Genomic DNA, 13,795 nt, shown 5'->3' with positions numbered 1-13,795 from the left:
GCGCTCCCCCCGGAGGCGGCCTCTCCCGGCACGGCCCCTCCCGGTACCCCGAAGGGGTCGGCCACGAAACGTTCCGCGGTCAGCGCCCCCCGGCCCTGATAGCCCCGGGCGAGCTGATCGCCTGCCAGATACAGCTCACCCGTCACGCCCGTCGGCACCGGCCGCAGCCGGGCGTCGAGCACATAGGCGCCGGTATTCCAGCACGGCCGCCCGATCGGCACCTCGAATCCCGTGTCCTCGTCACCGAATTCGTGGAAGATCGTCGAGATCGCGGCCTCGGTCGGACCGTAGGCATTGTGGATCGCGCCGCCGACGTGGCGACGCAGGGCGGCCAGCAGCTCCGGCGGCAGCGCCTCGCCGCCGCAGTGCAGGTGACGCAGCGACCGCAATGCGTCGCCGTGCCCCTCGGCGATCAGGGCGGCCAGCACCGACGGCACATGTTCGGCGAAGGTGATGCCGTGGCGGCGGATCAGCCCCGCCAGATAGTCCAGGTCCAGATGTCCGCCGGGGCGCGGAATCACCAGGGGCGCACCGGTCATGGCGGGCAGGAAGCACTCCCATACCGAGACGTCGAAGGTCAGCGGGGCGCGCTGCATGATGCGGTCCGACGCGGTGACGCCGTAACGGTCACGCAGCCAATGCAATTGGTTGACGATCGCTCGATGGCTGGTGGCGACCCCTTTCGGTGCGCCGGTCGAACCGGAGGTGAACAGCACATAGGCGAGGTTGTCCGGGCGCAGCGGGGCGCGCCGGTCGGCGTCGGCGATCGGTGTGGAAGCGTAAGCGGCCCAGCGCGACTCGTCGACGGGAAGAACCCGCCTACCCGGTAGCTCGGCGCCACCGGCCGACAGGATCACCTCCGCTCGGGCCGTCGTGAGCACCTGGGTGATCCGTTCGACGGGATGCGCCGGATCGATGGGAAGGTATGCGCCACCCGCCTTCACGATGGCGAACAGGGCCACGAGCATATCGATCGATCGGTGCGCGGCCAGGCCCACGATGGTGTCGGGCGCGACGCCGTGCTCGATCAGACCGCGCGCCAGCCGATTCGAGCGAGCATCGAGTTCGGCGTAGTCGATCCACTCGTCATCGACGATCGCCGCGACGGCCGTCGGTGTCGCGGTGGCGCGGCGATCGAGCAACTCCCCCAGGGTTTCCCGCCGCACGTCGTGCGCGGTGGCATTGCGGTCCGACAGCAGCAGCGCGCGCTCGGCGGCCGACATCAGCTCGACATCACCGACCGGGGTGTGGATATCGCGCACCATGGCCCGCAGCATCCGCTCCAGCGCGGCCAGGAAGCCGGTCACGGTCGCCTCGTCGAACAGATCCGTCGCATAGTGCAGATGGATGTCGATGCCGTCCGGCGCGCCCGCGTCGTCGTAGCGGTCGGTGCAGGTCCAGTCCAGATCGAGCGCGATGGGTGTGGTCCCAGGATCGACGGCCTCGATGCTCAACCGGTCCAGGCGGATCTCGGGTGCGGTGTGGTTCTGCAGGGTCAGCGACACCTGGTAGAGCGGCGCATGCGCCTGGGATCTCACGGGATTCAGCGCGTCGACCACATGCTCGAACGGCACGGCCGCGTGATCGAAGGCGGCCAGATCGTCGGCCCGTACCCGGTCGAGCAGATCGTCCAGGCCGCCCGCGGGGTCGACGTGGGTCCGCAGCACGACCGTGTTGACGAACATACCCACCAACTCGTCCAGCGCGCGCTCGCCGCGACCGGCCACCGGCGCGCCGACGACGATATCGCCCACGCCCGTCAGGCGGGCCAGCACGGCCGCCAGGGCCGCGTGCAGCACCATGAACGGTGTGGCCCGGTGCGCGGCCGCGAGTTCGGCTACGGCCCGGTGCAATTCGCGATCCAGCCGCGTCGTGACGGCGCCTGCCCGATGGGTGGCCGCGGCAGGGCGCGGCCGATCCGAGGGCAGCTCGAGCACGTCCGGAATGCCGTCGAGCCGGTGCGTCCAGTAGCGCAGCTGCCGAGCGAGCGGCGAGTCCGGATCATCGGCGCGGCCCAGAACGGTGCGCTGCCAGATCGCGAAATCGGCGTATTGGACTGGCAATTCGCGCCACAGTGGCGCCGCTCCGGCACATCGGGCCACATAGGCGGTGGTGAGATCGCGGGCCAGCGGTGCGAACGACCATCCGTCGGCGGCGATGTGGTGCACGACGAACAGCAGGATGTGCACCGGGCCAGGATCGTCGGTGAGCCGCAGGAGCCGCACGCGCAACGGCACCTCGGCGGTGACGTCGAATCCGGCGGTGGCGGCCGCGGCCGCGATCCGTGCCACCTCGGCGGCGGGCACATCCTCCGGCGCGAGCTCCACCGGATATGTTCCCGGAGACAGGATCAGCTGTGCGGGTTCGCCGCCGCGATCCGGGTACCGGGTGCGCAGGGTCTCGTGCCGCGCGATCACATCGGCGATGGCCGCCCGCAGCGCGGCGATGTCCAGCGCGCCGGACAGCCGCAGGGCGAACGGGATGTTGTAGCCGCCGCCCCCGCCGTCGAAGCGGTTGAGGAACCACATGCGCTGCTGGGCGATCGACAGCGGTACGACCTCGCCGCGGTACTGGGGTATCAGCGGGATACGCGGGGCGGCCCGTTCGGCGGCCGAGACACGCTGGGCCAGAGCGCATACCGTCGGTGCGTCGAAGATCGCGCGAACGGGCACCTCGGAGCCGGTTGCCTCGGTCAGGCGGGCCGCGAGCTGGGTGGCGATGAGGGAATTGCCGCCGAGGGCGAAGAAGTCGTCGTCCGCGCCGATTCGGTCGATGCCCAGCAGTGCCGAGAAGGTCTGTGCGACGCAGGTTTCCGTTTCTCCCGCTGGTTTCCGGAACGCCGTGGTGACGGGTGCGGGGGCCGGTAGCGCGGCGCGATCCAGCTTGCCGGAGGCGGTGACGGGGAGGCGATCCAGGATCAGCCAGTCCGCCGGGACCATATAGGCCGGAAGTTGCTGTGTGAGTGCGGCTTTCACTTGCTGCGAGTCGATGCGCGTGCTGCGCTCGGGCACCAGGTAGGCGACCAGCCGATCGCCGGTGCCGTGGTCGTCGCGCACCGCCACGACGGCCTGGGCGATGGTCTCCTCCGCGGTCAGGACCGTTTCGATCTCCCCGAGCTCGATCCGCAGTCCGCGCAGCTGCACCTGGAAGTCGCTGCGGCCGAGGTATTCCAGTTCGCCCGAGCGGGTCCACCGCGCCAGGTCGCCGGTGCGGTACATGCGCGAAACCCCGCCGGAGGCTCCCGCTCCTTGGACCCCGAAGGGGTCGGCCACGAAGCGTTCCGCGGTGAGATCGGCCCGGTCCAGATAGCCGCGGGCCAGCTGCGGCCCCGCCAGATACAGTTCGCCCGCGACACCGACCGGAACCGGATGCAGCCGCGCATCCAGCACATAGCAGCCGATATTGCGGATCGGACGGCCCATCGGCACCGTCTCGGTGTCGGCATCGGTCACCTCGTGCCAGGTGACCTCCACCGCGGCCTCGGTGGGCCCGTAGAGGTTGTGCACGCGGGCCCCGGTCAGTCCGCGCAGCCCCGCGGCGGCGGCCGCGGGCAGCGCTTCGCCCGAGCAGAGCACATGCCGCAGCGAAACACAGTGCGCGGATACGTCTTCGGCGAGGAAGGTCGTGAGCATGGCGGGCACGAAGTGGGCGACCGTAATGGCCTCCCGCTGAATCACGTCGGCCAGATATCGCGGATCCCGATGCCCGTCCGGCCGGGCCAGTACCAGGCGGGCGCCGGCCTGCAACGGCCAGAAGAACTCCGGGACCGACACATCGAAGGTCGCCGGGGTTTTCTGCAGCACCGCGTCCGTGCCGTCGAGCGCTACGCAGTCCTCCTGCATCCAGCGCAGGCGGTTCACGATGGCACGATGGGTCACCGCCACGCCCTTCGGGCGGCCGGTGGAGCCCGAGGTGAACAGGACATAGGCCAGGCTGTCCGGATGTACCTCCGGCAGCGGGATATCGGTCTGATCGGACAGGTCCAGCGCGTCGATCGCGATCAGCTCCCGGCCGTCCAGGACGTCGCCGGAGGCGGCCAGGACGCACCGCGGCCGTGCGGTGCCGAGGATATGGCGGATGCGTTCGGCCGGATGATCCGGATCGAGCGGCAGATACGCTCCGCCCGCGGCGATCACGGCGTACATGCCGACCACCAGCTCCACCGAGCGCCGCAGATGCAGTGCCACAATCGAATCCGGTCCCACGCCGCGGCGGACCAGATATCCGGCGAGTCGGTGTACGCGATCGGCGAATTCGGCATAGGACAGACTCGTGCCCTCGAAGACGACCCCGGGGCGCGACGGCGTGCGCGCCGCCTGCGCCTCGAACAACGACACCAGCGTCGACGCGGACGGTTCGCGGCGCGTGCCGTTCCAGGTGCGCAGGATCAGCGCTCGCTCGTCCGGGCCGAATAGATCGATATCCCCCACGGGCACAGCGGGATTCGCGGTGACGGCGGCCAGGACGCGGGTAATGCGGGAGACCAGCGCCGTGGCGGTCTCGGCGTCGAACAGCTCCGTCGCATAGCGCAGGCTGCCCGCGAATCTCTCGTCGGTCGCGACGATCAGGTGCAGATCGGCCTTCGCGCTCGCGTCGGGGATATCGAGCGGCGTCACGGTCAGCGCCGATTCGCCTGCGGACAGCGGGGTTCCGGAGGCCTCGGACACACTCAGCATGACCTGGAACAGCGGATGCGCGCCGGTGGTCCGATCGACCGCGAGCTCGTCGACCAGCCGCTCGAAGGGCAGCTCCGCATGTGCGAAGGCGTCCAGGTCGACCGCGCGCACCCGCGCCAGCAGTTCGGCGAAGGAGATGTCTCCCGCGACCGGCGTGCGGAGCACGACCGTATTGACGAACATGCCGATCAGCGGCTGCAATTCGCGGTCGCCGCGCCCGGCGATCGGCGTGCCGACCACCACATCACTGGTGCCGCAGAATCGGGCCAGCGCGATCACGAGCACGGCGTGCACCACCATGAATGGTGTCGCGCCGTATTGCCGGGCCAGCTCGCGCACCCCGGCCTCGAGGTCCGCGTCGATCCGGAAATCCACTGCCGCGGCGTGAGTGGCGGGATGTGCGGTGCGGGGCCGGTCGGTCGGCAACGGGAGCCGCGCGGGCAGACCGGCCAGCGTCGCCCGCCAATACTCGCCCTGATCTCGAGCGAATTCGCTCGGCTCGGCCGCCGATCCGAGCAGTGCGTGCTGCCACAGGCTGTAATCGGCGTATTGGACGGGCAGTTCGTCCCAGTCGGGCTCGGTGCGCGCCGAACGCGCGCGATAGGCGTGCAGCAGATCCGCGGCGAGCGGCGCGGCGGACAGGGCGTCGGCGGCGATGTGATGCAGGACCACGACCAGAACGTGTTCGGTACCGTCGAGGGCGAACAGCGCGAACCGGGCGGGCGTCTCGCGGGTGACGTCGAAGCGGTATCCGGCGATCGAGCCGATGGCCGCGGGCAGTTCCGATTCGTCGACCGGGATCGGGGTCAGGTCGGTGCTGATCGCGTCGGCATCGAGGATGTGCTGGTACGGGCCGTCGGCGGCGTCGGGATAGCGGGTGCGCAGCGTCTCGTGCCGGGCGATGACATCGCGGACCGCCCGCTCGAGTTCGAGCACGCGCAGCGGACCGGAGAGCCGGAAGGCGACGGGCAGGTTGTAGTTCGGGCGCGCCCTGTCCTGCGTCTCGATCCGGTTCAGGAACCATAGTCGGCGTTGCGCGGGCGAGAGTGGAATCCGTTCGGGCCGTGACTGTTTCGTCAACGGTAGGCGGGGTGTCCCGGCCCGGTCGTCCAGCGCCGCCGCGAGAGCCGATACCGTCGGGGCATCGAACACCAGCCGCACCGGGATTCGCATACCCCGTTCGGCGCCGAGCCGCGCGGTCACCTGCGTCGCGTCCAATGAGCTGCCGCCGAGGGCGAAGAAGTCATCGTCGCCGCCGATCCGCTCGGCGCGTACCACCTCGGCGAAAACGCGGGCCACCTGCCGTTCGGTGGGTGTTGCCGGTGCGCGGAAGACGGTGGCGCGCAGGGTCGGTGCGGGCAGCGCGGCGCGATCGAGTTTGCCGCTGGTGTTGAGTGGGAATGCGTCGAGCTCGACGATCACCGTGGGCGTCAGCGCGGGCGGGAGGACCGCGGACAGATCCGCGCGCAGCCGTTCGGTATCCAGTTCGGCTCCGGGAGTGCGGATCACGTAGGCGGCCAGATACGCGTCGTCGATCACTCGCACGGCCGCCTGACTCACCTGCGGGGCGCGCAGCAGGGCGGATTCGATCTCCGCGGGTTCGAGCCGCTGTCCGCGGAGTTTGATCTGAAAGTCGGTACGCCCCAGGTATTCCAGTTCGCCGTCGGGCGTCCATCGCACCAGATCGCCGGTGCGATACAGGCGGGCGCCGCTTCCCGGGGCACCGATCAGGTCACCGCAGGGGTTGGCGACGAAGCGCAGCGCGGTCAGATCCGGGCGGCCGTGATATCCGCGGGCCAGCTGCACCCCGGCCAGATACAGTTCGCCCGGCACGCCGATCGGTACGGGATGCAGCCGCGAATCCAGCACGTACACCTGCGAATTCCACTCCGGCTCACCGATCGGCACGAGCTGGCTGTAACTATTGGTGACCGCGTGCGAGGTAATGGACACCGCGGCCTCGGTCGGACCGTAGAGATTATGCAGGCCCGCGTCACCGACCGCGCGGAACGCCGCGACCGTCTCCGGCGCCAGCGCCTCGCCGATGACGAAAACCGCACGCAGCGAGGACAGTTCGCCGGGCCGCGCGTGCGCGGCGAATACCGCCAGCATCGACGGCACGAAGTCGGTGAGCGTCACCCGATGCCGCGCAACGGTTTCCGCGAGATAGCGGGCGTCGCGATGACCCTCGGGATCGGCGAGCACCAGCGTCGCGCCCACCCGCAACGGCAGAAAGTAACCCCACAGCGAGACATCGAAGGTGCTGGCAGTCTTCTGCAGATACACATCGGTAGGCCGCAGCGCGTACTCGGCCTGCATCCAGGCCAGCTGATTGGCGATGGCCCGATGCGATACCGCCACACCCTTCGGCGCGCCGGTGGAACCGGAGGTGAAGACGACGTAGGCCGGGTGGTCCGGGTGCGGGGCGGCGCGGCGCTCGCCGTCGTCGATCGTGGCCGCGGACAGATCGGCCGTCACGAGTTCGTCGACGCGCAGGATCGGGCCGTCGTGGCGCAGGTCCAGATCCGCCCCGCCGGTGGTGAGTACGGTGTGCGGGCGCGCGACGGCGAGGATATGCGCGATCCGCTCGGCCGGATGTGCGGGATCGATCGGCACATAGGCCGCGCCCGTCCGCAGCACCGCGTACATCGCCACGACGAGGTCGACGCCGCGCGGCATGGCCAGCGCCACGAGGGTTTCCGGGCCGACGCCGGTCCGGATCAGCGCACGCGCGAGCCGGTTGGCCCGTTCGGACAGTTCGGCATAGCTGAGCTCGGTGTCATCGCAGATCAGAGCGCGCGCGGTGGGTGTGCGGCGCGCCTGGGCGTCGAATCCCTCCTGCAGGAAACGGTCGGTGACCCGGCAGCCGCTGGCATTCCAGGTGCCGGTGACGTAGTCGAGTTCGCCGAGATCGAGCAGTTCGAGATCGCCGACCGGCCGGTCCGGACCGGCGAGGGCGGCGGTGAGCAGGCGCACGAACTTGGCCGCGAATCCGCCGATCGTGGCCGCCTCGAAAAGATCGGTGGCATAGGTGAATTCGGCACGGTATCCCGCGACGGAAGGCGAGACGGTCAGCTGCAGATCGAACTTCGCGAAGCCCGGATCGAAGTCCACGAGTTCGGCGTCGACCCCGGGGAAGGCGGGCGCGGGGTGGCCGAGGTCCTGCAGGAACAGCGCCAGCTGGAACAGCGGATGCCGGGACCGCGAGCGCGCGGGGTCCAGGACCTCCACCAGGCGCTCGAATGGAATATCGCGATGGGCCAGCGCCCGCAGATCGGCCGCGCGGATGGTCGCGAGCAGTTCGGCGAAGCCGTGATCGCCGCGCACCCGGGTCCGCAGCACGACCGTATTGACGAACATGCCGACCAGATCGTCGAGTCCGCGCTCACCGCGCCCGGCGACCGGGGTGCCGATCGCGATATCGCCGCCATTCGACAGTCGGGCGGCCAACACCGCCAGCGCGGTGTGCAGCACCATGAACGGGGTCGCCCGATGACGTGCGGCCAGGCGTTCCACCGCGGCGCGTACGTCGGCATCGATACCGAATTCGAGCGTCGCGCCGCGATACGACGACGCCGCGGGCCGGGGGCGATCGGCGGGCAGCCCGAGCTGTGCGGGCAGTTCGGCGAGTTCGGTTGTCCAGAACCGAATCTGGCGCGCCGATTCCGATTCAGGATCGTGTTCGTCACCGAGCAGGCGCCGCTGCCACAGCGCATAGTCGGCGTAGTGCACGGGCAGCGGCGACCAGTCCGGTGCGCCGCCCGATCGACGAGCGGAGTAGGCGGCGCCGAGATCGCGCAACAGCGGTCCCATCGATACGCCGTCGGCGGCGATGTGGTGGACGACCATGACCAGGGTGTGGTCGGCAGTGTCCGTGCGCAGCAGCCGAACCCGGACCGGTATCTCGGCGGTGACATCGAAACCCACAGCGGCATACGTCGATACGGTCCGTACCAGCTCGCTCTCGGCGACGTCCTCCGGCGCGAGTTCGATCGCGCGGGCCGAGGTGATCACCTGCGCCGGGTCGTCGGCGGTCTGTGGATAGATCGTGCGCAACACCTCGTGCCGCGCCACCACATCGGTCACGGCCGCGGCGAGCGCGGGGACGTCGAGCGCACCACGCAGCCGCAGCGCGACCGGGATGTTGTCGACCGCGGCCGCGGCGGAACCGGATTCGTCCTGGGCGAGCCGGTTGAGAAACCACATGCGCCGCTGCGCGGGCGAGAGCGGAATGCGGTCCGGGCGCGGCTGCGCCACCAGTGCGAGACGCCCGACGGCCGGTGCCGACAACCCCGCCAGCCCGGCGGGGGTGGGTCGGTCGAAGAAGTCGCGCATATCGAGTTCGTGGCCCAGCGCCGCGCCGAGGCGGGCGATGGCGCGGGTCGCGAGCAGGGAATTGCCGCCGAGGGCGAAGAAGTCGTCGTCCGCGCCTACCCGCTCGACCGCCAGCAGTTCGGCGAACACCTCGGCGACCGCGCGTTCGGAGTCGGTCTCCGGCGCACGGTATTCCGTGGCGCCGCCGTCGAATTCCGGCTCGGGCAGGGCGCGTCGGTCCAGCTTGCCGCTGCCGTTGACCGGCATATGGTCGAGCACCACCAGCAGCGACGGGACCATGTAGTCGGGCAACCGTTCGCGCGCGGCGGCCCGGACCGCATCCGGATCGAGCGGCATGCCCGCGGCCGCGACCACATAGCCGATCAGATGGTCGCCCGAGGAGTGCTGATGCAGCACGACCGCGGCCTGGGATACCGCGCGATCGGACAGCAGCGCCGCCTCGACCTCCCCCGGCTCGATCCGCAGACCGCGCAGCTTGACCTGAAAGTCGCTGCGGCCCACATACTCCAGTTCGCGCGGGCCGTCGTTCCGGGCGGGCCGCCACCGCACCAGATCCCCGGTGCGGTACATGCGGTCGCCCGGCGCGCCCTCGGGATCCGCGACGAATCGCTGCGCGGTCAGCGCCGCGCGGGCGGTGTAGCCGCGGGCCAATTGCACTCCGGCCAAATACAGTTCGCCGATCACACCCTGCGGAACGGGTCGCAGATCCTCGTCGAGGACCAACAGCTCGGCATCGTCGGCGGGCTCGCCGATCGGGACACTCACCCGGTCCTCGGCGGTCACCTCATGTCCGGTGACATCGACCGCCGCCTCCGTCGGCCCGTACAGGTTATGCAGCGTCGCACCGCTGACCTCGCGGAACGCGGTGGCGGTCTCGGCGGGCAGCGCCTCGCCGGAGGCGAACACCATGCGCAGCGAGTCGATATCGGCGGATCGGCCGCGCGCCGCGCCGGTGAATACGGCCAGCATCGACGGCACGAAATGCGCGACGGTGACGCGTTCGGCGGCGATCGTGCGCAGCAGGCGGCCGGGATCGCGGTGGGCCTCCGGTTCGGCGATCACCAGCCGCGCCCCGATCTGCAAGGGCCAGAAGAACTCCCACACCGAGACGTCGAAGGTGAACGGCGTCTTCTGCAGCACCGCATCGCCGGGCCGGAGGCGATAGCGGCGCTGCCGCCAGCGCAGATTGGCCACGATCGAGCGGTGCGAGATCGCCACACCCTTCGGCAGGCCGGTCGAGCCCGAGGTGAAGATGACATAGGCCAGGTGGTCAGGCAGCGCCCACGGCAGTGGCCCGCCCGGTCGCACGGGACCGAGCTCATCCAGTCGGAGCACCGGAATATCCTGCGGCAGAGTCGGTTCGGACGCTGCGACGGTCAGCACTACGACGGGTGTGGCGGCCTCGATCACCTGGGCGATGCGCTCGGCGGGATGATCGGGGTCGAGCGGCAGGTACGCCCCGCCCGCCTTGTGCACCGCGTAGATCGCGACCAGCAGTTCGATCGACCGCCGCAGCGCCAGACCGACGAGCGCGTCCGGCCGCACGCCATGCTCGACCAGATGGTGCGCGAGATCGCCCGCACGGGAATCGAATTCGGCGTAGGTCAGGGTTTCGCCGCGGAATTCGATCGCGACGGCGTCGGGGGTGCGGCGCACCTGATCGGCGAACAGCGTCGCGAGGGTGTCCGGCGGGGCGAGGTTCGGTGACAGCACCGCGGCCCCGGCCACCACCGCATCGTCGAGCAGCCGCTCTAGCGCGGCGGCCAGTGCGCCTTCGGCGTCGGCGAGCAGTCCGGGCAGGCGTTGCGCGATGATCATCGACACCAGGGCCGCACCGTCGAGCGCGTCGCCCATCGCCTCGCCGAGCGCGGCCGATTCGGCCGCCAGCTCGCCGTAGCGGAGCGTGTCGTCCGCATGCCGCAGCGCGATGCGGGCCGGGTCGAGCGCGGCCACCGTGGCGATCAGATACGGCAGATCGGCGAGGCCGTAGGCGCCGCGCGGCGCCCGGGAATGGGTCGACCGGAGGGAGGCGATGGATTCCGCGTGCGACATCAGACGATTCCTTCCGAGCGGATCGAGCCCCGCGCACGTTCGCGCAGAGAATGCAGAACTCGTGTGAGGCCGTCCGCGCCGACCGCCGCCGGCAGGCCGGGAACCAGACCCGCGAGTGCGACGTGCAGGACCGCCTCGACGGCGGCGTGACCGCCCAGCGCGCGGCGCACGAGGATGAGCTGGGCGTGCAGCGCGGCGAAGGTGATCTCGCGTCCGTCGTGGGACAGGGCGATGGCCTCCGGTGCGGCCGCGGCGATGGCCGCCGGTAGATCGGCGAGCCCACCCCCGACCGGTTCGGCGCGTTCGGTCTCGGCGCGAATGTCGATGCCGCGGATCGTGATCGCCGGATCGGCGGCCACCACGGCGAGCACACGCAGCAGCCGATCCGCGTGCAGCCGGATCGTGGCGGCGTCGAAGATATCCGTGGCGTAATCGAATCGCAGGCCCAGTCCGGCCGGGCCGCGCTCGAATGCCGTCAGCTGCAGGTCGTATTTGGCCTCCGCCGCGGCCAGATCGAGGGCCTCGACGGTCAGACCCGGCAGGGCCAGGCGTTCGGCCGGCATGTTCGCGAAGGTGAACAGAACCTGGAACAGCGGGGTGTACGCGCTGGTCCGCCGCCGTCCGAGGGCCTCGACCACCCGCTCGAACGGCACATCGGCATTGCTCAGCGCCGCCAGATCGTGATCACGAGTCCGCCGCAACAGATCGTCGAACCGTCCGCGCGGATCGAGCTCGGTGCGCAGGGCGACGGTATTGACGAACATGCCGATCATCTCGTCGAGTTCACGCCGGCCGCGACCCGCGACCGGCACGCCGAGGGTGAGATCCCGGACGCCCGACAGCTTGGCGAGCAGGACGGCGAAGGCCGTATGCAGCACCGTGAACAACGTCGTGCGGTGAGTGCGCGCCACGGCCGCCAGGGCGTCGGAGAGATCGGGCCCGACCTCGAAATCCAGTGCCGCACACGCCATCGCGCGACGTGCGGGCCGTGGCCGGTCGGTGGGCAGATCCAGCACCTCGGGCGCGTCGGCCAGTCGCCGGATCCAGTAGGCGAGCTGACGACCGATCCGGCTGTCCGGATCGGTATCCGAACCCACTGTCTCCCGGTGCCATTCGCTGTAGTCGGCGTACTGGATCGGCAGCGGCGACCACGCGGGTTCCGCGGCGACGCTGCGGGCGGTGTAGGCGGTGATCAGGTCACGGGTCAGCGGCTCCATGGAAAAGCCGTCGGCGCAGATGTGATGCACGACCACCACGACGATGTGATCGGTCGGATCGATGCACAACACTGCCATGCGGATCGGCGGTGCGACCGTGACATCGAAACCGGCACCGCCGAATTCGCCGATCCTGGCTCCGATGTCCTTGGCGGCCACCGGCTTCGGTAGGAGATCGAAACGCATCTCCGCCATCGGGACCACCTGCTGAACCGGCCCACCCGGCCGCTCCGGATAGCGGGTGCGCAGAATCTCGTGCCGCCCCAGCACATCCGCGATCGCCGCCCCGAGGGCATCGATATCGAGCGCACCGCGCAGCCGCAGCGCCACGGGCACGTTGTAGGCGGCCGAGCTCGGAGCGAGCCGGTTGAGGACCCACATGCGCTGCTGGGCCGGGGACAGCGGAGCGGGGGCGGATCCGCTGCGCCGCCGCAGGATCGGTTCGGATGCGGTGGACTCCGCGGACTCGACCAGCGCGGCCAGCGCGCCGACCGTGGGCGCGGTGAAGATCGCCGACACCGGGACATCCACCCGCAGGGTCGCGGCCAGCCGAGCGGCCAGGCGCGTGGCGAGCAGCGAATTGCCGCCGAGGGCGAAGAAATCGTCGTCCAGACCGGCCGCGGCGATGCCGGTCAACTCGGCGAAGGACGCGGCCACCAGCCGTTCGGTCGCCGTCCCGGGGGCCCGGAAGACGGTCTCGGTGAATACCGGCTCCGGCAGCCGGGAGCGGTCGACCTTGCCATTGGCGTTGAGCGGCAAGGCATCCAGCACGACGACCGTGGCCGGCACCAGATACCGCGGCAGCTCGCCCAGCAGTTCTCGGCGCAATTGCTCGCCCGTCGAATTGCCGTGCGGCACCGCCACATAGGCGATCAACCTGCTGCCCGCCTCCGGATCCCGGTGCGCTACTGCGACAGCCGCGGTCACGCCGGGCCGACGCATCAGCGCGGTCTCGATCTCACCGGGTTCGATGCGGAATCCGCCGACCTTGATCTGGAAGTCGGCGCGGTCGAGGTATTCCAGGCCGCCGTCCGCGCGCCGGCGCACGATATCGCCGGTGCGGTACATCCGCCCGGCCGGGCGGGCCACGAATCGGGCCGCGGTCTCCGCCGAGCGGTCGTGATATCCGCGCGCCAGCTGCGCACCCGCCAGATACAGCTCACCCGGCACCCCGATCGGCACCGGCCGCAGCCGGTGGTCGAGGACGTGGGCGCGGCTGTTCCAGACCGGTCCGCCGATCGGGACCGTATGCCCGGGATCGCCGTCCACCTCGAATGCGGTGATAGCGACGGCGGTTTCGGTCGGGCCGTAGAGGTTGTACAGCCGGGCCGGGCCGCGGCGGGCGAATTCGGTCGCGAGTGAGGGCGGCAGCACCTCACCGATGGCCAGCACCGCTCGCAGCGAGGCGGGCAGTGCGGCGTCGGTCGCGAGCAGCATGCCGAGCAGGACGGGCACCGCGTACAGCACGGTGACGCCGTGTCGTTCCAGCAAGGCGCCCAACCGATCCGGATCCCG

Annotated in this window: 2 protein-coding genes (both cut by a window edge); both read right to left on the bottom strand. The window is 70.4% G+C overall.

Annotated features, from left to right (window positions below):
- Nucleotides 1-11,063 carry the 5' portion of a non-ribosomal peptide synthase/polyketide synthase gene (locus ACIA76_RS25350; RefSeq protein WP_397154758.1) on the bottom strand. The gene continues 13,996 nt to the left of window position 1, outside the view, so only the first 11,063 of its 25,059 coding nucleotides appear in the window; it begins with the start codon at nt 11,061-11,063; its stop codon lies beyond the left edge, outside the window.
- Nucleotides 11,063-13,795 carry the 3' end of a non-ribosomal peptide synthase/polyketide synthase gene (locus ACIA76_RS25345; protein WP_397154756.1) on the bottom strand. 14,616 nt of this gene lie beyond the right edge of the window, so the window shows 2,733 of its 17,349 coding nt (coding positions 14,617-17,349); its start codon lies off the right edge, out of view — the gene reads right to left on this strand; the stop codon is at nt 11,063-11,065. Before ACIA76_RS25345 ends, ACIA76_RS25350 begins: the two co-directional genes overlap by 1 nt.

The sequence above is a fragment of the Nocardia sp. NPDC051570 genome, assembly GCF_044454005.1.
Taxonomy (GTDB): Bacteria; Actinomycetota; Actinomycetes; order Mycobacteriales; family Mycobacteriaceae; genus Nocardia.
The sequence above is the reverse complement of the archived record's forward strand: the minus strand, read 5'-3'. Positions and strand labels throughout refer to the sequence as shown.